At 55.6% G+C, this 22,642-nt stretch carries 19 protein-coding genes; 11 read left to right on the top strand and 8 right to left on the bottom strand.

The annotated features are described in order from the left end of the window. The first annotated feature begins 113 nt into the window (after positions 1-113). The 6 genes from RJT48_RS12455 (at position 114) to RJT48_RS12430 (ending at position 7,483) form a co-directional block, all read left to right on the top strand. Positions 114-806 carry a Cdc6/Cdc18 family protein gene (locus RJT48_RS12455; protein ID WP_311172612.1) on the top strand — a complete coding sequence of 231 codons (693 nt, stop codon included), beginning with the start codon at positions 114-116 and terminating at the stop codon, positions 804-806. Between the two features lie 5 nt (positions 807-811). Further along, complete coding sequence (locus tag RJT48_RS12450) at positions 812-1,360, top strand: Cdc6/Cdc18 family protein (RefSeq protein ID WP_311172611.1); 549 nt, start codon at positions 812-814, stop codon at positions 1,358-1,360. A gap of 737 nt (positions 1,361-2,097) precedes the next feature. Next, complete coding sequence (glmU, locus tag RJT48_RS12445) at positions 2,098-3,270, top strand: bifunctional sugar-1-phosphate nucleotidylyltransferase/acetyltransferase (protein WP_311172610.1); 1,173 nt, start codon at positions 2,098-2,100, stop codon at positions 3,268-3,270. Position 3,271: 1 nt separating this feature from the next. After that, positions 3,272-5,086, top strand: coding sequence for a glutamine--fructose-6-phosphate transaminase (isomerizing) (gene glmS, locus RJT48_RS12440; RefSeq protein ID WP_311172609.1), 1,815 nt, complete (start codon positions 3,272-3,274; stop codon positions 5,084-5,086). 199 nt (positions 5,087-5,285) lie between these two features. Then, positions 5,286-6,020, top strand: a complete 735-nt coding sequence (locus tag RJT48_RS12435; protein WP_311172608.1) for a glycosyltransferase family 2 protein — start codon at positions 5,286-5,288, stop codon at positions 6,018-6,020. Positions 6,021-6,022: 2 nt separating this feature from the next. Next, on the top strand, positions 6,023-7,483 hold the full coding sequence (locus RJT48_RS12430; protein WP_311172607.1) for a sulfatase-like hydrolase/transferase: 1,461 nt from the start codon (positions 6,023-6,025) through the stop codon (positions 7,481-7,483). Positions 7,484-7,597: 114 nt separating this feature from the next. On the opposite strand, the gene RJT48_RS12425 is transcribed toward RJT48_RS12430, so the two are convergent. Together RJT48_RS12425 and RJT48_RS12420 are read right to left on the bottom strand one after the other, a co-directional pair. After that, entirely contained in the window at positions 7,598-9,046 is a 1,449-nt protein-coding gene (locus RJT48_RS12425; protein ID WP_311172606.1) for a sulfatase, read from the bottom strand. A 108-nt stretch (positions 9,047-9,154) separates the two neighbouring features. Further along, positions 9,155-10,780, bottom strand: a complete 1,626-nt coding sequence (locus RJT48_RS12420) for a capsular polysaccharide export protein, LipB/KpsS family (protein WP_311172605.1) — start codon at positions 10,778-10,780, stop codon at positions 9,155-9,157. Between the two features lie 495 nt (positions 10,781-11,275). Here RJT48_RS12420 and RJT48_RS12415 point away from each other — a divergent pair, with 495 nt between their 5' ends. From RJT48_RS12415 to RJT48_RS12400, 4 genes are read left to right on the top strand one after another with little or no spacing between them, the layout of a single operon-like run. Beyond that, on the top strand, positions 11,276-12,292 hold the full coding sequence (locus tag RJT48_RS12415) for an SDR family NAD(P)-dependent oxidoreductase (RefSeq protein ID WP_311172604.1): 1,017 nt from the start codon (positions 11,276-11,278) through the stop codon (positions 12,290-12,292). After that, positions 12,289-13,236 (top strand): dTDP-glucose 4,6-dehydratase, encoded by a 948-nt coding sequence (locus RJT48_RS12410; RefSeq protein ID WP_311172603.1) that lies wholly within the window; start codon positions 12,289-12,291, stop codon positions 13,234-13,236. The genes RJT48_RS12415 and RJT48_RS12410 overlap by 4 nt, the downstream gene beginning before the upstream one ends. 2 nt (positions 13,237-13,238) lie before the next feature. After that, the gene (locus tag RJT48_RS12405; protein ID WP_311172602.1) at positions 13,239-14,426 is read left to right on the top strand and encodes a DegT/DnrJ/EryC1/StrS family aminotransferase; all 1,188 of its coding nucleotides are present in this window, start codon (positions 13,239-13,241) and stop codon (positions 14,424-14,426) included. A gap of 35 nt (positions 14,427-14,461) precedes the next feature. Beyond that, the gene (locus RJT48_RS12400) at positions 14,462-15,514 is read left to right on the top strand and encodes an N-acetylneuraminate synthase family protein (RefSeq protein ID WP_311172601.1); all 1,053 of its coding nucleotides are present in this window, start codon (positions 14,462-14,464) and stop codon (positions 15,512-15,514) included. On the opposite strand, the gene RJT48_RS12395 is transcribed toward RJT48_RS12400, so the two are convergent. After that, a complete protein-coding gene (locus RJT48_RS12395; RefSeq protein WP_311172600.1) occupies positions 15,508-16,248 on the bottom strand; it encodes a methionyl-tRNA formyltransferase in 741 nt (246 codons plus the stop codon). The genes RJT48_RS12400 and RJT48_RS12395 overlap by 7 nt on opposite strands. 17 nt (positions 16,249-16,265) lie before the next feature. On the opposite strand from RJT48_RS12395, the gene RJT48_RS12390 reads away from it, so the two are divergent. Next, a complete protein-coding gene (locus RJT48_RS12390) occupies positions 16,266-16,976 on the top strand; it encodes a PIG-L deacetylase family protein (protein ID WP_311172599.1) in 711 nt (236 codons plus the stop codon). 2 nt (positions 16,977-16,978) lie between these two features. Here RJT48_RS12390 and RJT48_RS12385 read toward each other — a convergent pair whose 3' ends face one another. From RJT48_RS12385 to RJT48_RS12365, 5 genes are all read right to left on the bottom strand, one after another. After that, a complete protein-coding gene (locus RJT48_RS12385; protein WP_311172598.1) occupies positions 16,979-18,229 on the bottom strand; it encodes a methionyl-tRNA formyltransferase in 1,251 nt (416 codons plus the stop codon). A gap of 63 nt (positions 18,230-18,292) precedes the next feature. After that, the gene (gene pseG / locus RJT48_RS12380; protein ID WP_311172597.1) at positions 18,293-19,309 is read right to left on the bottom strand and encodes a UDP-2,4-diacetamido-2,4,6-trideoxy-beta-L-altropyranose hydrolase; all 1,017 of its coding nucleotides are present in this window, start codon (positions 19,307-19,309) and stop codon (positions 18,293-18,295) included. A gap of 62 nt (positions 19,310-19,371) precedes the next feature. Continuing rightward, positions 19,372-20,709: an aminotransferase class III-fold pyridoxal phosphate-dependent enzyme gene (locus RJT48_RS12375; RefSeq protein WP_311172596.1), complete on the bottom strand. Its 1,338-nt coding sequence runs from the start codon at positions 20,707-20,709 to the stop codon at positions 19,372-19,374. A gap of 48 nt (positions 20,710-20,757) precedes the next feature. Continuing rightward, a complete protein-coding gene (locus tag RJT48_RS12370; protein WP_311172595.1) occupies positions 20,758-21,498 on the bottom strand; it encodes a cytidylyltransferase domain-containing protein in 741 nt (246 codons plus the stop codon). Positions 21,499-21,600: 102 nt separating this feature from the next. Continuing rightward, positions 21,601-22,620 carry a hypothetical protein gene (locus RJT48_RS12365; protein ID WP_311172594.1) on the bottom strand — a complete coding sequence of 340 codons (1,020 nt, stop codon included), beginning with the start codon at positions 22,618-22,620 and terminating at the stop codon, positions 21,601-21,603. Positions 22,621-22,642: the final 22 nt, after the last annotated feature.

Raw genomic sequence — 22,642 nt, 5'->3', positions numbered from 1 at the left:
TTCGTCCCCGATATTCGTTCTGTGGTCGGATCAGTATTGGTCCGACTAGGAGTTGTCTCAGTACACACTTGTAGTTCCGCTGGAACTGTCGTGAAACAATCCCAACCTGAGATATGACTGATTACGACGACCTCTTCGCGGAGACGGCCGCTTCCGAGAGTCTCTTCCCCGACAAGCGGGCGCTCGATCCACTGCGCGAGCCCGAGGAGATCATCGCTCGCGAGCCCCAACAACGGCAGTTGGCGCGGCTGTTGAACGGCGTCCACGAGGGGTATCTGCCGACGATCGTCTCGATTTATGGCCCGCCGGGGACGGGCAAGACGATCACGACTCGGCGTGTCTGTCGGGTGTTTGCGACCCGGAAGGAGTCGTTTGCGTTCGAGTATGTGAACCTCGAGAAGTGTCGATCGCTGTTTTCGGCCGCCAACGAGATCACCCTGGAACTGACTGGCGAGAAGAAGGGCGCCTACGAGGGGTTAGATGGTGTTTTCAAGGGTATCTGGACGGCTCTGGAAGAATATCCTGAGTGGACAGCGCTACTATTGGACGAGATCGATCACATTCAGCACGACACCAATTACGATCCCAACGACTTCTTTTATCGACTGTTGCGCGGGGAGGGCAAACTGCGACGAGAGCTGAACCTCTCGGTGTTTCTTGTGAGCAACGAACTATTGGCTGTGGATCTTCGGTCGGACAGTCGGATACAGAGTGCGATGGACGGCGAGGAGGTGTTCTTTCCGCCGTATGGGATCGATTTGATGGACCGGATCTCCGGCCACGGATCAAGCGGGCGTTCCGCATAGGGGCGGTGCCCGACGCTGTCTTTGAGTATGGGGTTCGGGAGGCTGCCCGCCGGTGGGGCGACGTCCGGAAGGCGTTGCGGCTGTTCCGACAGGCCGGTGAGACCGCGATTGAACGGGGACTAGATCAGGTGACGCTGGACTGTCTCGATGCGAATATAGAGAAGACGGATAAGGAGGCGGTGACGGAGAAGTTGTTGCAGTTACCGTTCAATCATTTTTTGATGTTGTTGGGCATCGTCAGCCGGACTGACCGGCAAAGTGGAGATATTATCCAGCCGGTGACGACGGCTGAAGTCGTCGAGAGTCCCCACGCTCGAGATCTGTCCGAGGAATTTACCCCGGGCGAGCGTGCGGTCCGGGACTTGGTGACCGATCTCGAAACGATGGGGCTTCTCGACACGTGGATCGAATCGCGTGGCCGCGATGGGCGCGTCAAACAGATCGAGACGACGTTCGAGCCCCAATGGGTACGGGATGTCTGGGAACGCTACCTCGACGAGACGGATCAAATCGATCCGGAGGCGCTGTTGGTTGATCCGAACGAGGGCCAGTAGACGGGCTGATGAGTACAGGAATTGCGGTGGGTAGTATCCTGTCGTTGTCGCGCCGACGGGCACGGCCCTCGCGTGCTCGCTATCTTAGATGTGAAATTCCGGAGCAAAACCAACGCGTCACGGTCAGAGGGGCTGTGAAAGAGTTCACCACACGGGAAGGAGGTGATGACAGCGGGTGAACTATCGAAGTGGTGATCCGCCGTCACTGGCGGTGCTCACTTACGTGTAGTTCAGCTGAGGAGGGACCGAATCGAACGGTTCGATAGCTGTGGGGATGGCGACTTCGTCGCGAAAAGTCCGCCCAAATCGTGTACTAAAGTGATTGGAGCCACCCGAAATGGTGTGGTGAACTAGTTCATTTCTCAGTTTTGTATGTAGAAGTAAGAGTGCGATGTTGACAGTGAGGAGCGAGGATGATGCTGATTGCGGACGTTTCAAACGTTTAATATTAAAAACTGGATTTGTTTGATGATGACTCGTCTGTATCAGGGCCGTGTTTGCTCTGTCAACGACTTCGGTGCCAGCCTCAAGATATGCGCCTTGTTCCCCTGGAAATTCAATACGACAGGCCGATAACCTCCTCTGATCCAGCCAGTAGCTACTGATAGTCAGGAAAAACCCATTCGACGCTCGTCGTAAAATGTACTGTCCCGCTGTCAACGAATGTAGACGGAAGGCCAAAACACGCGGACGTTCGACACAAAATATTGATCACTCCGCATCGTGAGTCAGGGAGTATGAAGGCAGTCGTCCTCGCCGCCGGCGAAGGAACGCGGCTCAGGCCGTTGACTCGGACGCGGCCGAAACCGATGCTTCCGATCGGGAATCAGCCGTTACTCGAACACGTACTCGAAGCCGCCCGCGAGGCCGGCATCGACGAATTCGTGTTCGTCGTGGGCTACAAACGCGAGCGGATCCAGAGTCACTTCGGCGACGGCGACGACTGGGACGTCGACATCGAATACGCCGTCCAAGAGACCCAACTCGGCACGGGCCACGCGCTGCTGCAGGCCGAATCGCACGTCGACGGCAACTTTCTCGCGCTGAACGGCGACCGGATCATCGAACCGAGCGCCATCTCCGCGGTGATCGACGAACGAAGGGAAACCGGACAGCCAGTAATGGCGGTGACGCGACACCGGAATCCCGAAAACTACGGCGTCGTCGAACTCGACGGGGAATCGGTGCGCTCGATCGAGGAGAAGCCGCCAGCGCACACCGTTCGGACGGACTACATCAACGCGGGCGTCTACGGGCTGGGCGAGTCGATCTTCGATGCCCTTCGTGAGACCGACACCGAGGGCGAACTCGCGATCACAACAGTGCTAAGGGAGCACCGAGACGCGCTGCGGGCGATCCGCTTCGACGGCCTCTGGCTCGACGTCTCGTATCACTGGGACATCCTCTCGGTCAACAGCCGGATGCTGGATCGGCTTGATAACGACGGGTCAGGCTCCGGAAGTGCTGAGACGGCAGCCGTCCACGACCGCGCGACTGTCGTCGACGGGACCGCGCTGGGTTCGGACGTGCGCGTTTGGCCGGGCGCGACCGTGCTCCCGGGGACGTCGCTCGGCGACAACGTCGAGGTCGGCTCGAACGCCGTCGTCGCCAATTCCGTGGTACTCACGGACGCGACGATCGGCGACGGCGCGATCGTCCGCGACTGCGTCGTCGGCGAGAACGCGACCGTCGGTCCCAATACAACCATCGAAGGCGGCGAGGCGGACGTGGTGGTCGACGGGAGTGTTCACGAAGACGTGCGTCTGGGCGGTGTCCTCGGCGACAACGCACAACTGGGCGGTGCTGTGACCGTCTCACCGGGGACGGTGCTGGGCAATCACGCGTCCGTCGAATCTGGGGCCGTCGTGGCGGGGTGGATCGAGACCGACGCGGTCGTCAGGAGGGGATAAGATGTGTGGAATCATCGGCTACGTCGGAATCGAGGACGCGCTTCCGATTCTCCGCGACGGACTCTCGAACCTCGAATACCGGGGTTACGACTCCGCAGGTGTGGCCTTCTGCGGTGAGGGCGTCGACGTCTACAAGCGGGAGGGCGAGCTGTCTGCACTCAAAGCCATCCTCCCCGAAAGTTCGACGGCGACGACCGGCATCGGGCACACCCGGTGGTCGACGCACGGCGAACCGACCGACGCGAACGCGCATCCTCATACCGACGAGTCAGGCGACGTCGCGGTCGTCCACAACGGTATCATCGAGAACTACGACACGCTGCGGGCGGAGCTGGAGGAACGAGGCCACGAGTTCACGAGCGAGACTGATACCGAGGTCGTCCCGCATCTCGTCGAGGAGGAACTCGACTCGGGGAAGGGGCTGGTAGATGCGGTATCGGCTGCTGTCGAGCGACTGAAAGGGAATTTCGCGCTCGCCGTTGTCGCCGCCGGTCAGGAGGGGATCGTGGCCACCCGGCGAGGCAATCCGCTCGTACTCGGCCACGCCGACCACGGGACCTTCCTCGCGAGCGACGTGCCGGCGTTCGTCGAGCACACGCGGCGAGTAAGCTACCCCGAGGAGGGCGACCTGATCCACCTCACTGACGAGGGGGCGACGGTGTACGCTGACGGCAAGCAGGTCTCCCGGGAGGTCATCGAGGTCGAGTGGGACGCCGAAGCGGCTGAGAAGGGCGGCTACGAGCACTATATGCTCAAGGAGATCCACGAGCAGCCGACGGCGCTCCGGCAGACCATCTCCGGGCGGATCGATCAGGTCCAAGGGGAGGTCGATCTGGAACTCGACCTGCCGGCCGAGTATCTCAATTCCCTGGAGGAGATCCAGTTCGTCGCCTGTGGGACCTCGTATCACGCCGGGCTGTATGCGGCGAAGCTGTTCGAGGAGTACGCCGACGTTCGGGCATCGGCGGAGATCGCCTCCGAATACGAGTTTACCGGTGGTCGGGATCCCTGGCGGACGCTCGTCGTCGCCGTGACCCAGAGCGGCGAGACCGCCGACACGCTGTCCGCGTTGCGGCGGGCGAGACGGGCCGGTGCGCGGACGCTCGCGGTGACGAATACCTTGGGCAGTACGGTGACTCGGGAATCCGACGACACCGTGTTCATCCGCGCCGGACCGGAGATTGGCGTTGCGGCCACGAAGACGTTCTGTTCGCAGGTGGCGACGCTTGCGCTGTTGACTGTGTACGTGGGTCGGCAGCGCGGGACGATGTCGTCGGGAGACGCGCGGGAGTTGCTGTCGGACCTCCGTGGGCTTCCGGGGGCGGTACAGCAGGTGCTGGATAGAGAGGAGCAGGTTCGTGTTGCCGCCGAGGAGTACGTCGACGGCGACGCCTTCTTCTTTATCGGTCGGCGGCTGGGTTCGCCCGTGGCACTGGAGGGCGCGCTGAAACTGAAAGAGATCTCGTACGATCACGCCGAGGGATTCGCTGCGGGGGAGCTGAAACACGGGCCGCTGGCGCTGGTGACGTCGGAGACACCCGTGCTGGCGATCCTGACGGAGGGCGCTAGTGCGAAGGAGACGCTCAATAACGTGAAAGAGGTGGAGTCGCGCGGAGCGCCCGTGATTGGGTGTGCGTCGGAAGTGGTGGATGCGGAGAAGTTTGTCGATGAGGTGTTCGAGGTTCCTAATCTAGGCGAACTGGAGCCGCTGGTGGCCAACGTCTACTACCAACTGTTCAGTTACCACGTGGCGAATTCCGGGGGCCGACCTATCGACAAGCCACGGAATCTGGCGAAAAGTGTGACAGTGGAGTAACGATCCCGACGCGATACTAAGGAGCAATGGCCGGAGAGACAATGAAGTTCGTAGCAATCAACATAACCGACCGCCATACCAGGTGTTGTCCGTATCGCAGTGTTTTTGCACTCGGAGAAGTCTCTGAAACGGTTCAATACTGGATGGTCAATCTTAATGTTTCAGGTGGAGGAAGTAGAATCAATGGTAGCGATTATCTGTGGACGACAGGCTGGGAAAGACAGGAATGACCGCCGATAGGAAAGATTTCGAGGCCGCACGGCTCGGTACAGAAGATCCACACTCAACACTCAATACGGAGGCTGTGCTCTCGGGTGCCACGGTCGTTATCCCCACCAACCGCGAGGATAACTACACCCAGGAATCGATCCCAGAATGGCTCGACGTGGTCGTCGCTACCGAAGAGGGGCTGAACGTGGCGCGCAACCGTGGTATCGAGCGAGCGTCGGGCGAATGGATTGTGCTCGCGGACGACGACATCACCTTCCCGACAAGTCTGACGGCGGCGTTGGTGGACTCGATGCATAAGCGCCACCTCGTCGGCTTGGAAGACTTCTGGCCGATGCGATATGTGATTGGGCGCTTCATAGTGTTCCATCGGTCGCTCTGGGAACTCGTCGGGGGATTCGATGAAACACGGCCACATGGTGGCGACACCGACTTCACAATCCGCTGTGAGAAAGCTGGTGCGCGGGTGATCCGCCTGCCACGCCGCCTAATCCCTCACCATGATGCGACCTCGAGATTCTCAAAATTCCAGCACTTAGAGTGGCTTACATACCTCTTCCGACGTCACCCCCGCCGGGTCGCGATACCCGCAATCAAACTCGCCCTGAAAAACATCGGAGTGCTCACGCCTCGAGAAGCAGACTACCCGGAAGGATGGGCGAGTACCGTTTGGTCACCGCCAAGCGAAAATCGGGGTGAAGAGTAGTTATGAGTGACGCAGGGGCGGGTCCAAACGTTTTGCTAGTCGTGCTCGACAGCGTGCGAGCGCGCAACACGTCGTTGCACGGTCACCACAACGAAACTACGCCCTACCTCGAATCGCTCGCGAAAGAGGGGAGACAATACGAACAGGCGCGAGCACCAGGGACCGAAAGCATCTCAAGTCACACGAGCGCCTTTACGGGCTATCACGTCCGGGAGCACGGGATCACCAACCGCCGCAACAAGCTTATGAATGGCCATACCATCTGGGAGCGGCTAGCTGCGGACGGCTATCACACGGGGGTATTCTCGAACAACCCGTTTCTCACTGAACTCCCTGTCGGTCTATCTGAGGCGTTCGACACCGTGGTTGGTCGGTCGCGGGAGCTTCCATATCCGGACGCTGTAAATCCGAAGGACTTCGTCATCGACGCGGACGACGGCCCTAAGAAGTATTTCGCGTTCTTCCGGGCCGCGTTCGATAACGGCCGTCCCGTCGGCTCCCTTGTGAATGGACTTACGTTCAGACTCCCGGACCGCTACGAACAACGGTTGCCAGCCGCGTTCCGGGCTGACGCCTCAGCGACGGTGTACGCGGAGGAGTTTCTAAATTGGGAAGCACGTGTAGACGGAGCCTGGGCGGCCTGTGTCAACTTTATGGATGCTCACTTCCCTTACGAGGGCGACCCATACGATTTGTGGGGCGATAAAGAACTCGAACGGCTTCAAGATACGATGGATGACCAGGTGTGGGAGTTCGTGGGCGGCCAACGACCCTGGTGGCAGCGCGAGGCACTGGAAGCACTGTACGATGGGGCGATCCGTCGGTGCGACGCCGAACTTGAACGGATTGTAGAGACGCTTCGCCGACGGGGGCAACTGGAGGATACCCTCGTCGTCGTTACGGCCGATCATGGTGAGGGATTTGGGGAACGGAGCCTCGTACGTCCCGACCAGCGTTGTGTCGGCCACGGCAACGGCGGCCTGATGGAGGAACTGCTCCACGTCCCGCTCGTGGTGCGACATCCGGCGATCGAATCCGGAGACGTAGTCGAGACTCCCGCGACGCTAACGGCGTTCCCCACGGTCGTCGATTCGTTCGTCACCGAAGACCTGGATCCGACCACGAAGCCGTTCGTTCCCGAAGGACCAGTTGTCGCTGCCACTGACGGCATCGACCCCGATACCCAAGAACGTGCTCGCGAGTTCCTCGGCGATCTCAACGTGCTGACTGCATCTGCGGACGCAGTCTATACCAGGACAGACGCTGGCGTCAGGAAGGCAGTCAGGTGGGGGAATCAAGAGGCCTTGATTACAGTACAGGACGCCCGCACGCGGTGGCGTGTCGGTAATGCAGCCGATGTCGATGAAGTAACCGAGAGGTTCGAGGACCGGGGAGTTCACGCAGAGGCCGACGATGTAGACGACGCGGTACAAGAGCGTCTCGAAGATCTGGGATACGCGTAGGAGAGTGTTCTCGAAGGCGACCGGATTCGGTAGAGTGCCTCGACAGATGGAGTGGCCTACGGGCAGAACGGCCGTCACGAACGGGAGATAACGGAATGACTCGATGGATCAACCTCAGACGTATCCTAGGTCTTCGAGATGCCTACGCGTCGCGTCGTCGATGTCCTCGTCCCCACGCTGTTTGATTCCTGTATCAGTGATTCCCTCGAAGGCGTCGTCCAGGTCTCGGCTCGGATCGGGAGTTCCATCGGTTTCGGCGACGGCGTAGGAAGTGCGGGGGTCGACGACCTGCACAGTTCGGGTCCGGTCGCGCCAGGCGACGTGCTTTCTAACGCCAGGACCGTGATCAACGTACGCAGCACGCGAACGACCATCAAGCGTGTCAAGTGCCTCCTCGGAAGCGTACTCGCGAGCCCGTATTTTAGCGGACTCCGGAAGCCCGTGATAGGAGACGAGTGTGTCGCCGTCGACGAGCGGACGTGTTGGGTCGTCACCGTCTAGGGCAGCCGCGACGGTGGCGGGGAAGTGGGTAAGTGATACTGGCGCGGAGACGCGTCGCGCACGCTCTTGTCCCGGTTCGCGGACGACAAGTGGCACGTGGATCAGTGGTTCGGCGATACCGGGCCCGTGGCCGGCTAAACGGGCTGGCTGGACGTGACTATATTCCCCGAAACACTCGCCGTGGTCTGAGGTGATGACGACGAGGGTCTCGTCCAGTTCGCCTTGATTATCAAGCTCTTCGACCAAGCGGCGGAGTTGGGCGTCCATCTGGTGGATCGTACCGTCGTACAAGGCTTCTAAGGCCTCGCGCTGCCACCAAGGCCGTTTCCCCCCCACGAACTCCCACACCTGATCGTCCATCGAGTTCTGAAGCTGTTCGAGTACGTCGTCGCTCCATCGATTGTGGCCGGATTCCGGCTGGTAGGGGAGGTGTGCGTCCATCAGGTTGACGCAGGCTGCCCAAGGTCTGCCGACGCGCTTGACCCAGTCGAGAAATAGGTCGACGTAGACATCTGCACTAGTTGTGGGTGAGAACCGACTAGGGAGTAATTGCGGGTAATCCCAGGCAAGTTTCACAAGCGCACCGTTTGCGATCGATCGGATGGGCCGATCGTGGTCGAGACAGGCCTGAAGGTAGGCGCGAAACTGACCCTGTCCCTCCCGTTGGACGAACTCGGTCGGATCAAGCGCGTCCCGGAAGGGAACGTTACGCGGCCCCTCGACAGTGTCGAACCCCCGGTCCAAACCAGAGTCGCTAACGGTAATAAATGGATTTTCAGAGAAGACACCTGTGTCGTAGCCAGCCTCGCGTAGATCCTCGAAGACTGTGTGTCCCGGTTCGAGGATATCAGTAGGGCTCGCAAGCCCGTGTTCCTCGACGTGGAATCTTGTGAACAGGCTCGCGTGACTTGGCAGGCTCCAAGTTCCCGGGCTCCGTGCCTGTTTGAAGACCGTCGCTTGCTCCGCGAATGTGTCGAGGAACGGGGTGGTTTCGTTGTGATGGCCGTGGAGTGATGTATTTCGGGCCCGAACGCTGTCGAGAATCACGAGAAGAACGTTCATTGAGGAAGAGCTGCTGGTACTCCGTTCCATACCTACTGATTGAAATCGGTTCATATACCTACACCGAAATGAGAAATGCTCTCAAGAAACCCCTTCGGATCAAAGATGTCAGTTAAGCAGGTGTGAAGCTTCCGGGCTCACGATCGGATCACCGGCTAAACTGGCTTTGACGATGTGGTCAAAAAGTTCGTTGCCGGGCGTGACGTCGTCGTGAGATACGGGTAACAGTTCGACTTCGCCGGTTTCCTCATTGGTCTCCGAGTACGGCCAATCGATGTGTCGTGTAACGAGTAATCGGTACACATATCTGATCGCCCGTGTGTGCTCTTCTTCGCTCAGTTCGAGCGTCTTGAGCTGATCAAGGTAGTCGAAGTACCCTCTTTTTGTGTCGGCATCAAACGTGAATCCGTGGTCTCGGTAGTGAGTGTCTCCAGCAACGACTACCGGCCCCCCATTGTATGCCATCTCGAACCCGACCGTCGAGTTGTAGACGATTGCAACGTCGATCTCGTCGAGGAGCTGATACGTGTTCACGTCTGTCTCTGGGGGCAACATTTCGATATTCCCGGGAAGTGGTCTGTAGTGTTCAGTGATCCACTCACCCACCCGTTCGTTCGTACCAAACTTCGACTCAGCCGGATGTAATTTTACCACGAGGGTCTCTTCCTTGTGCTCGTTGAACCACTCAATTGTGTCTGAGATCCACTCGAATGGATCGTCGTACGCAGCCTCACCCGCTTCAAGTGAGGCATCCCAGATCAGGTTGGTGAACATCGCCGCAAACGTCCCCGAGCCACCGTCGTCGACAGACTCCGACTCCTGGGTGGTGTAGTGTACCCTGGTGTGGTCGCCCGTTTCCCGACCCGACATAATCCGGTTGACGTGAGCTCGCTGCTCGTCGGACAGTGGCTCGTTGAGCAGCGAAGTGAGAAACTCGTGATCCTCGAACTGGGGGAGCCACGTTGAGTTCGCGGTTCGACCGAATAGGAGGGCCCGGTCGCGATACGCACGGGAACTGCTGTACCCGACTACACCGTTTGCATCTGCTACTGCGAGCGGAACACCCCCGTAGACGTACGCAGGATCGTTCGTGAAGCAGGTCTCGAAGTCATACTCGTCGAAAAGCGTGTAGAACGCATCGGTAAGATGACAGGCGGTTACCAGGAAGCGTCGGACGATTTGTCGTTCCTCTGGATCGCTCATCACATGGTATTTCTGCAGAAATTTTCGAGCCGATGCCGTGGCAAACTCCGCTACGTTGATCCCTCGATAGGTCGATTTGTCGCCGTTGAGGTACGACTCGACGCCGTACGCGACATCGCCGGGGATTAGATTCTGGAGGTCTACTTGGTCAAAGCCGAACGCGTCAGCCAGCACCCGCCCGTGGTGGTTACAAAGGTGACATACTGCGTCGCTGTCCCAGTCTGGCGACTTGCGCATACAGAGTTCAAGATCGGCATTACAGAGTGGGACGATGGGCCGGTATCCACGCGTCCTGAAGGCGTGCCCGATGATGTACGTTCGGTAGGCGTTCCGGTTTGATCCTTCGACCGTCGGGAGCAGAACGTATCCTTCTACCTCGTCATCGGCAAGCGAATACTCGGCGATCCGGGGGTCCACCTCGTAGTCGATCCTGTCCGATAGGTGGTCGTACACTTGGGCGATTCCGTCCCCGAGTCCGAGGATATGGGCGGATTCAAGGGTTTTGCGTTTGAGTTCTAAAGGAAGATCCATATCTCTCGCTCACGCCGGTAGCTATTTAACCACACCGAAGCGGCAGATCTCGTCACGTGTCGTGGTTGTTGGATAGCACGGAGGCTATCCGATGAGACTGTGGTCACTGAACATTCAGATGCAGGGCGGTTATCACGAAAATCATATTCAGTTAGTGGGTTGACTCTACGAGATTCCCGATAACCTCTAGCATATGTATTACCAATAGGATTGAATATTTGTACACCAAAACGGCATTGAGCTAATCAGATAGTCCGATTCAAGACGGGAACAGGATAGTGAAAATTATGCTGTTGCACACGCATAGACATTTCTCTGGTTTACGCTTGATAAGATTGTTAGGTGACTGAATTTAGAACTGGTACACACAGATTGTATTCGTGGTCATTCTTTTCAACGATAACAGTATATATTTGGTTTCGATAACACGAAGTTCCAGTGTCTATCGGTGCAAATTCAGTAGATTGATGAGGAGGCTGGAGAAGCTTTGAGTAAATGACTTCGGGTCAGAATGTCCTCCTCACTGGAGGTGCGGGCTCAATCGGTCGATCTCTCATTCCGAGACTCTTAGATCACAATCCGAATGTTCTCCGAATTCTCGACAATAATGAACCTGGACTCGCCAGATTAAAATCCCAATTCGACGACGACCGTTGTCGCTTTCTGGCAGGTGACGTCAGAGATAAGGACCGGTTAGATCGTGCGATAGAGGACATTGATATCGTCATCCACACCGCTGCGATGAAACACGTCGACGTCTGTGAATACAATCCCTTCGAGGCGGTGAAGACAAATGCACTCGGACTCCAGAACGTCGTTGATGCCGCTATTGACTCCAGCGTAGAGCGTGTTCTATTCACGAGTAGCGACAAGGCGGTCAATCCGGCGAACACGATGGGAACGACAAAACTGCTCGGGGAGAAATTGATTACCGCCGGAAACAAACACAGCGGTCGATCGGATCTACGTCTCGGATCTGTCCGTTTCGGAAACGTCATCAACTCTTCGCAATCAGTGATTCCACTCTTTACTGATCAGATCCGTGAGGGCGGGCCTGTCACGCTTACTGACGAGCGAATGACTCGATTCTTCCTCACATATGACGACGTATTCGACCTCGTACAGCAGGCGATCGAACGGATGCAAGGCGGAGAAGTATTCGTGTACAAGATGCCAGCAATCCGGATCGAAGACCTCGCAGAAGCGATGATTGAGACTATCGCACCGAAATACAACTACGATCCGACCGATATCGATCTCAAACTGATTGGTCGCCGTCCCGGAGAAACGTTCCACGAAGAGATTATGACCGATCGAGAAGCAACACGTGTTTATGAGAACGATTCGTTGTATTCTATCCTGCCGGAAACTACGGAATACCTGTCCTATAATTCACCCGAAGGGTTTGAGGAAGCCAACAGTATCGTCCGGTCGTCGGAAACAGCAGAAAAGTTGACGAAAGGGGAGATCGTAACGCTTCTGCAACGGAACGGTATTGGAGGTGACGAATGAGCGAGACAGTCGTAGTTACCGGTGCTGCGGGGTTCATCGGACGCTGGGTCGCCAAGGAACTCCTCAATCGAGGATATACCGTTCGTGGTATCGACGACCTTTCGAACGGATCCAACCGCAACATCGAAGCGTTTCGCGATCACGACCACTTCGAGTTCCTCAAGGGAGATGTGCGTGACGAACAGATCGTCTCGGATCTATTCGAGAACGATCCAAGCGCCTGTATCCATCTCGCTGCCGAGATCGACGTTCAGGAGAGTTTAGAAGACCCACAGGCCCACTTCGAGACGAACGTGGTCGGGACAAAAAACGTCCTCGAAGCCTGTCGGAAAACGGATACGCGACTTGGGCTCGTGGGAACCTGTATGGTGTACGATGTCGCCGACTCCGATGAAGGAATTGATGAAGAGCATCCAGTCAAGCCTACCTCTCCGTACGCCGGTTCAAAGCTCGCAGCTGAGAATCTGGCGGAGAGTTACTACCACGGGTATGACCTCCCAGTGGTGACGTTACGACCGTTCAATACCTACGGACCATACCAGAAGACGGGGATGGCCGGCGGAGTCGTCTCAATATTCACGAACCGTGACCTCGTCAGTGAGCCGCTCAAGATCTTCGGTGACGGAACGCAGAGTCGGGATCTCCTCTATGCAACTGATTGCGCCCGATTCATAGTAGAAGGGACGTTCTGTGATGAGGCGCTCGGAGAGGTACTCAACGCGGGTACTGGAACCGACATTTCGATCAACGACCTAGCTGAGTTGATCGCAACGGAGGGGACAGAGATTACGCACGTGGAACACCACCACCCTCAGAGCGAAGTCCAGACGCTCCGCTGTAATCCGAGCAAAGCCGAGGAGATGCTGGATTGGAAACCCGAGGTTTCGTTAGAAGATGGAATCAGTCGGCTCCGAACGTGGCTCAGCGAGGCGGATACTGAGTAACTATGTTCGACGAGCTACCGGCATACTACGGCGGTAAGCCGATCCGAGAGTCAGTTCTCGGGTACGGCAGTCAGAGTATCACCGATCACGAAAAAAAGGCGGTCGTCGACGCACTCGACGGCGACTATATTACGCGGGGGCCGACGGTTGAGGAGTTCGAAGACCGTGTTGCCGATTTCGTCGGTGTCGATCACGCCGTTGCGACGACCTCGGGAACGACTGCGCTTCACCTCGCCGGAGAAGCCGCTGGGTTTAGTTCTGGCGACGAGGTGATCACGACACCGCTGACCTTTGCCTCGACAGCCCACGCGGCGACGTATACTGGTGCGACACCAGTGTTTGCTGATATCGATCCGTACCGACGCACGCTCGATCCTGAGGCGGTTCGAGAGCAGGTAACCGACGATACTGAGGGTTTGATTCCGATGTACTACGGCGGCCATCCGCCGGATATCGGGGCGATGCTGGATATTGCAGATGAATATGATCTGACAGTGATCTGGGATGCCTGCCATGCGTTCGGTGGAACGTGGCGTGAGGAGCCAATCGGTGCCCAACGTGATATGGCGATGTTCAGCTTTCACCCAGTCAAGAACATCACCACCGGTGAAGGGGGAATGGTTGTGACCGACGATGACGAGTTGGCCGAACGGCTGCGACGACTACGGTCGTTCGATATGAACTATGATCCTGAAGGCCATAAGGACGAACCGTGGTATCAGGTGGCTGAGGGACTGGGATACAATTACAATTTCACCGAAATTCAGGCTGCACTCGGGTTAGCGCAGTTGGATCGAATTGACGAGTTCAAACAGCGTCGAGATGAGATTATCGCGCAGTATGACGAAGCTCTAGAGGGGATCTCGGGGGTTCGAACGCCACCAGAACCGGTCGAATCCGATCCGATGTATCACTTGTATGCGATCGAGGTGAGCAAGGACTTCGGCTGTGATCGCAAGGAGTTCGTGAACGCGATGCATGCAGAAAACATCGGTGTACAGGTGCATTATGTGCCGTTACACTATCATCCGTACTTTCAAGAGGAGTTTGGATACGAACGCGGGCAGCTCCCTGAAACAGAGGCGGTGTACGACGGGCTCGTGAGTTTACCGTTACATCCAGAAATGAGTGATACAGATGTTGATGATGTCATAACTGCGGTTCGGCAGCTGGCTATGTATCACCAGTAGGAGCGTTTATTTTCTTTCCGCTATGCGATTACAATATGGAGACTCTCAAGATTGGTGATCGGCCTGTTGGTCCTGATGAACCGACGTTCATTATTGCCGAAGCCGGGTCGAACCACAACGGTGATCTGGCGACTGCTAAAGAGTTGATTGATGTCGCCGTTGATGCTGGGGCGGATGCGGTGAAATTCCAGACCTTCCGAGCGGAGGATATGTACGTTGAAGACAGTGGTGAGGTAGAGTATCTTGATGACGACCGCTCGATCTACGAGATAATCGAGTCGATGGAGATGCCACACGAGTGGGTTCCAGAACTCTACGATTACTGTACTGAACGAGGAATCTACTTCCTCTCCACACCGTTCGATGTGCAATCTTCCGAGGTACTCTCGGACTACGTCCCAGCGTGGAAGGTCGCAAGCTACACTAGTAGTCACCATCCATTTCTCCGCAAACTGGCCGATACTAATAAGCCGATCATCATGTCGACCGGAGCCCACGAACTATCAGAGGTTCGGGAGTCGGTCGATGTGTTGGAATCTGCCGGCGTATCGGAGCTCGCACTTCTCCAGTGTGTGGCTGCTTATCCAACTCCACTCGAAGAAATCAACGTTCGCGTCGTTGAGCTGCTCGCCGACGAGTTCGATGTTCCAGCCGGCCTCTCAGATCACACTCTCGATCCAGTGACTGCACCAACAACCGCGGTCGCTCTGGGGGCAAGTATCATTGAGAAGCATTTCACTCTCGACAAGACTATGAATGGCCCTGATCACCAGTTTGCGCTTGAACCCGACGAACTTGATGAGATGATAACGGCAATTCGAGACACAGAAAGCGCGCTTGGAACAGATGAAAAGTCGGTACTCGATGTTGAGTCTGAACTTCACGACAAGGCCCGGCGTACAATTCACGCGGTCGACGATATCGCTGCCGGCGAGACTCTCACGACGGAAAACATCAAAGTGCTCCGGTCGGGTGAGCAGGAAGCCGGACTGCATCCCAAGTTCTACGATGAAGTCGTAGGAAAAACCGCTGTCCGTGACATCCAACGAAGTAGTGGCATACAGTGGGAAGATATCGACGCTCAGTAAGACGATATCAGGCCATCAGATTTTTCATCGTCCTTGTCGTCCTTTTTTCGAATCTCGACATCGACATAGTATCGCTCGCCGTTGATGTCGAGATACGCATTGTCGAATGGTGGGAAAGTGAGTGCTCGTAGCCGATCAAGCAGTGTTTTGACGTTAATTTCTTCGCTCGGATCAAGTTCACACAACTCGACGAAATCTGTCTTTGTGTGGTAGCTCCCGTCTGCGTCGTCTTGGGAACTATATTTGATGTCACCGGACTTGATATTCGGCCATGTTTCGGTGAATAACTCGAACTGTGCGTCTTCAAGACGCTGATGCAGAACCTTTCCGGTATCGGAAAAGTCGGTTTCGACCTGCTTTTGAGCGATAATATCACCAGTATCGAATTCCGTACCCATACTGTGAAGTGTGACTCCGGCTGGCGTCCCCTCGATCAGCGGCCAAACGTTCGGACTCTTGCCACGGTTGTAGGGGAGATACGAGGGATGCAGGTTGATTGCGTCCTCAGACGGGATATTGAGAACCTCGGGCGGAACGAGATGATCGAAACCAACGGAGACGATGAAATCTGGATCAACTTGCCGGACGATATCGAGTTGGTCTGGTTCGGTCAGTAGAGCTCTCACGTCGACTTCGTTTCTATCGCAGAGCCACTCATAAATCTGCATTCCAGCATCGTTTACGCCGAGAAAGACGATATCCATCTTGTCCGGCTGAATGATACAGAACTGCATAATAATGACGAATCGGTATGTTCTATACAGTTAGATGTATGACGGCAACTATGTCCATACTCTGTGTCGTTGCACATCCTGACGACGAAGTACTTGGCGTTGGTGGCACACTCGCCCGACATGCGGTCGATGGAGAAGATGTCCACATCTGTATCCTCTCGGATGGAGTTACCTCTCGCTACAAGCATACAGAGACTGCCGATGATGAGATCGAACAGCGCCGACAGCGAGCCCGACAGGCGGGTAAGACACTCGGTGCAACTGTCAGTCTGTACGGCTTCCCCGACAATAGTTTCGACACCGTTCCGCTGCTCAATATCGTTCAGACTATCGAATCGGAAATCTCCGACCACGACCCTGATATCGTTTATACCCACCATTATGGCGATCTCAATGTCGACCATGAACTAGCCTGTCGGGCAACAATCACAGCTACACGTCCGTTGGCCGATAGCGGTGTCGACCGGGTGCTGGCCTTCGAGACGCTTTCGGCATCGGAGTGGTCGGTCCCACGACCGGATAACGCGTTCCAGCCCACGTCGTTCGTCGACATCAGCGACAGTCTCGATACGAAAATCGATGCTCTCTCAGTGTACGAACGGGAACTCCGCGAGCCCCCTCATCCCCGGACGATCGACACGGTGCGAAAGAATGCGGAGGTCTGGGGAAGCAAGGCAGGCGTTCAGGCGGCCGAACCGTTCGAGATACTTCGGGAGATCCAACGCTGAGGCTATTCGTGGACGAACACCTTGAGATAACGGGTGTCGATACGATTGTCGCCGTTATCGAACCGGACTGTAACCGAGTGTGTTCCAGGCTCGGTTGGTTCATATCCGACGGTTTCTCGATACGCATCTGAAACCGTAGTCGTAGTTTCGAAAATAACCGCATCGTTTAGTACCACCGAAACCGAGAGTTCGAACTCCGATGCGGCCAATGAGACAACAGTCAGCTCGCCACGATCACCAACTGTCAGGTTCGTCTCGAAGTTCGTCGGGTGTTCTGGACCCCTGATACCGGTGTAGCACCAGTCGTCCGGCGCATATTGTTGTCCCAGTTTATCACCCGGAGATAGTCCCCTGTTATGTGCGTATCTGTCTGCCCACCGAGAAGGACTTTCGCCAGGTTTGACACGCGTGAGACGTATCGTACCGCCACCGGTGCGAACATCGATACCCGCCTCCGGAACTACATCAATGACTTCTCCGGGAGTCGCATTCGCTTCCGGTACCTCAACCGGTTCGCACTCCCAGACAATGAGTCGCTCGCCGCTGTAGAACGTATACGCCCCGGGATACGGATCAGTCTGGGCCCTGACCCAGTCGTATTGCTGGTCAGGATCACGGGCCCAATCGATTAGCCCGTCTTGGGGCTGGCGGCGTGGCCTATAGGTCGCGTTCGATACCGTTTGGGGATCAGCAGACACTGAATCCGTTTCGAGCCGTCGTCGAACTGAAGAGAGAAGCTGGCAAGCTTTGCTTGCCAGTGCATCGAAGACGGTTGCGACATCATCGCGATGTGTAACTGGCACGGATCCCTGTGTGATAACATCGCCGGCGTCAACGCCCGCTTCATAGTAGAATAGTGAGATCCAAACCTCGTCTGCGCCATCGATGAGATTCCAGTTTACCGGTGCACCTCCGCGTCCTTCTGGAAGTCGGCTCGAATGAAACCCGAGAAAGCCACGGTCAGGGACATTTAGAACACGTGGTTTGATGATTTGTGACCAGCCACCACACAGACACAGATCCGGGTTGAGTTCTTGGAGCCATTCGAATGTTTCAGAGCTGTTGATGTCTTCGGTCTCGTGTAATCGACAGTTGGTGTCAGAAACGAGTTTGGAAAACGGAACGAAGTTGGCCTGTTTTGACGCTAATTTGCCGTCCGGAACAACCGCCCCGACAACATTCCACCCTTTCGCAAGCGTATGTCGAAGGAGGTGACGAGCGAGTTTTCGGTTACCGACGATGACAGTTCTCATCAGGTGTTCACATTGACGGACGAATCAAAAAACGCGCCGATCCACCAACGACTGGTAGTCAATTTAATCACGAGTGGCTATGTCAAGGATGCATTTTGTAATCCGTTCGGTCCCCTTACAATCTACGAGTCTTCGTCCGCATTGTCGTCGCTCGTATCGTAGTTCGTGGTCGGTGATGTATTCTTCAATCGTGTTTTCGAGCTGTCCTCGTCTCTCAATACAATTGTGCACAGTCGCAATATCGAGTTTCTGGAGGGCCGCCGCAATCGGCTCTTGATTATCCGCAACGGGAACACTGATAATCGGCGTCCCAAGCGCAAGCAGCTCGTAGGTCGTTGAACTTGATGTACTCACAGCGAAATCTGCTTGGAACATCCGGTCGACGAGATCAGTGGGGTCGCGTGCGACCGAGACCTCTGTAGAAACCTCTTCGCCGGCAGCACGGATTGATTGCTCTTGGGCGTCAGAAAATCCAGGACCAACGATTGTGTCAACGTGGATATCGAATCCATCAAATGCACGCACTACAGTCGGCGTCAGATTTGCGATGTCGCTTCCACCCATTATGACAATCGCTCGCTCCGGTTGCTCGCGCCACGGTGGCTCATCGTTAGCCTGCTCGCAAATCTCACGACGCAGGAGGACATAATCTGGTCCAAGACATAGTTGTGGTTCGGTGCCGACGAACTCGTAGTCAAGATCTTCGGCATATAGGTTGCCATTAATGAAAAGGTCGGCACAGATATTATGACAGTCATCGTCTTGTAGTACCGCGAGTGGGACTTGATCGCGGATCTCCCTCTGGTAGTTTGTATCGACAGGATACGAATCGGTGAATACTACATCCGGTGAGTTTGTGTTGACCCAGTTGACAAACGGCCCTGAATCACCTCTGGACGGGAGTTCAGTGACTTCGACAGTATTGGGGAACACCGAGTGGACTGCCTGTGGGGTTGTTGTCGCCACAGTAACTCTATGATTGCGTCTAAGGAACTCTTCTGAGAGTGCGTTTGAACGAATCAGATGGCCATAGCCAATATCTGGACCGCCATCCGCTCGGATGGTAACATCTATCGCCATCTCACGAACGAAATTGTCCTAGGTAATACTTTCCCGAAATACATTGATTCTGTCTGGTATTATTAATTCAAACGTTCGAACTTTGTGTGTGCCACCGGCCCATTGAGCTGCTGCAGAACGGTCCCCGAATTAAGTGCCGTTCCAATCGTCTCGAACACAGTGTCGACTGCGTCAAGGTAGTTAGTTATCATCTCTGGCGTATGGGCGTAGCTTGCATAAAGAGAGTCCGTTGTAAGGTAGCCTTGTTTAAGCATCTCCTGAACGAACAGCGTTTTGGCTGCTTGCCCTTCGTTATGTTCTATTGAGAAGTGTGGAAGCGGGTCGATCCCTGAGGTATGGAGCGGGATATTATGTCTTTCAGCTGCCCCCTCCCAACCTTCTCTCACTGAGCGACCAATCTCGATGAGATGCTTATGAACGTTTTCGGATCGATATTTTTCGATGGTAGCTAATGCCACAGCCGGCCCGATTCGCTCTGTCCAGAACGTACTACTGATGAAGCTTTCCTGTGCTTGATCCATCACGTGTTCACGGCCGACAACCGCTGAAATCGGATACCCGTTTCCAAGTGCCTTTCCGTAGACGGCCACATCTGGTCTGATTCCCAGCTTCTGGTGGTACCCTCCGATGTTTTCTCGGAACCCGGCAGTAATCTCGTCAATAATTAGCGGCGCGTCCTGCTCGTCTGCGATCTCCCGAATCCGCTCAAAAAAGCCCGGTTCGGGCTGCTCGTTTCGAATCGGCTCCATCACAATCGCACCTAGATCGTTCTCCGAGATGATCTGTTCCAATTCCTCTATTTCATTGTAGTGGAACGGGACACTCGTCCCTTCAAGACTCTGAGGGACTCCTTTTGGATCAAGTCCCGGAAGTAGATGATCTTCTAAATTCTCTTCGGCTTCGAGATTCGCCGCGAGATACCAGTCATGCCAGCCGTGATAGCCACAGAAGGCAACGGTCTCATCACCACTATACGCCCGAGCGAGGCGAACTGCTATCGATACTGCCTCACCGCCCGGCCGACCAAACCGCACCATATCCGCCCAGTCGTGCATCTCCACAAGAGTCTCAGCGAGTTCCACTTCCTCCGGTGGATTCAATGTGCTCATTACACCGTTGTCGATTGCGTTCCGTGCGGCAGTGTCGATATCTTCGTCACCGTATCCGAGGACACACGAGCCGATCCCCATATAGCTCATATCGACGTACTCGTTTCCATCCATATCGACAACAGTTGCCCCTTCGGCCTCTGTATAGTAGGCTGGCCACTGCTCAGGGGCGAACAACTCCGCCCGTTTTGAGAGTAACTGTGTCGCCCCCGGAATGAGTTGTTTTGCCCGCTCGTACTGAGCCAGTGTATAGGTGGGTTGCTCACGAGCTGGCTCCGCCTTTTCGTCCATAGTTACAGGTAAGTTGGCTCCAATATAATAAGTACCCGTATCTAGGTGTTAGCGATCCTCATTGATGTCACGGAGTTCGGGTGCGCGTTCAAGAAGTTCAAGTACGGATTGCTGATCAAACACCCAGTGACTGTCCCCGGTCAGTCGGTCGTACACTGTACGAATGAATTCCATATCGTCCGGATAATCAACGGTCCATCGGAGGATCGTATCCTCTTCGACGAACTCATAGGCGGACATATCGAGTACGTTCTCGACGTTTTTCGATCCAAACGCGTCCGACTTCCTAATATACGGGGTCACATGTTCCCGCTCATCCGGCTCAGTCGCCTCCTCCCACGCTGTTTCGAGCGTTTCTATGTCGAAGACTTCGACATCAAGGCCGTCAGGGTGTGTATACTCAAACGTGTTTGAGACGTATTCGCAGTTGGAGGCCTCGTATTCTCTAACAACACGGTCGACGACGGCTGGCGAGAGGAAGGGACAGTCTGCAGTGAGCCTTACCACCGTGTCGGCATCCATTTCTACAGCAGTCTGGTAGTACCGATCAAGCACGTCTGCTTCGCTCCCACGGATACACGGTATCCCACGTTCGGCACAGAATGAGGCTACCTCGTCGTCTGCAGGCTCGGTCGACGTTGCGACTACTACTCCGTCAAGCAATGATGCGTGGCTTGCACGTTCGTGGACGTGCCACAGCATCGGCTCCTCACCAATATCCATCAGTACCTTCTCAGGCAACCGAGTTGATCCCATTCTGGCTTGGATGATGGCAACTGTCTTGTTCATACTGTGGGCCTCTCAAGACAGTTATTTACGCTCTTGGATATCTCTCCTCTGAGATATATTACTCGGTGTTACTTACCGAAGGATTCGGTCATCACTACCGACTCACGAATCGTGTTCTTCACGTTGCATCCCTGTTGGCGTGAAATATACCCTTGTTCGACGCGCCTGTCTGAGCCGTTCAGTCGGGGTATAGAACCGGTCGCCGACGGCGATATCAGAAAGTATCTCTTCCCCGTCTTCGTCTCGAACGCTCTCTACGATAAGACTCCCGTCTGGAGTGGCAACGTAGCCCCGTTGGTCGTCTTTCCGATACAGGATTCCAGTCTGGAACGGATGAAACGTACCGTCACCACGGAAACTCTCAGACTGCTTGAGGCGGACTTCGATTCCGTTTACAAACGTCTTTGCGCCTTCGTATGGATCACTGAACGCCCGGATGAACTGAACGATTTCTTTGAGCGACCATTCCCAGTCGATATACCCATGTTCTTCGGTTGAAAGCCGCGGCCAGTAGGAACTGAGATACTCCGGCTGACTGGTGGTCTCGAACTCGCGCCCGCCAGCAATACCCTCCAACAACTCTGTGACGATCTCCGCCTCTTTCTCGTTTGCGTAGGCTGCGTACTCTACAGGAGTTGTACATGATTCTGGGAACCGGTACTCGTCGGTCAAGAGTATGTTTCCTGTGTCGATACTCGGTGTAACCAAGTGCGCCTGACTGTATCCCAACGGGTCGTCCCGGAGGATCCGCCACGAAAACCCACCGCCACCCCGATCCTGTGGAAGTCGTGACCCATGAAAGTTAACGAGCCTACCATTATGAGCATCGATGACGGATTCGTCAAAAATCCACGCCGCTCCGAACGAGAGTCCGACTGTCTGTCGTCCAACAAGTTCGTTCACCTGACTGCTTTGATTTACATCATCCGTGACAACGGTTTCAACGTCTTGTGACCGAAGCAAGTCGACCATTGCTTCTCCGTCTATCTCAGCTTCGGCCTGCCGAGGCGCGGTTACAACAGCTACTTCGAATCCAAGTTCTCGTGCTGTTTTTATCGCCTCAACTAATACCTCTCCAGCCCCGTACGCTACCACACGTTCAGTTGTATCAAATGACACCATAGTGAAGACTAAATCGCTACGG

The organism is Halobellus ordinarius, assembly GCF_031823395.1.
In the GTDB taxonomy this organism is placed as follows: domain Archaea; phylum Halobacteriota; class Halobacteria; order Halobacteriales; family Haloferacaceae; genus Haloquadratum; species Haloquadratum ordinarius.
Note: the sequence above shows the minus strand (reverse complement) of the source record. Positions and strands in the feature narration are given on the sequence as shown.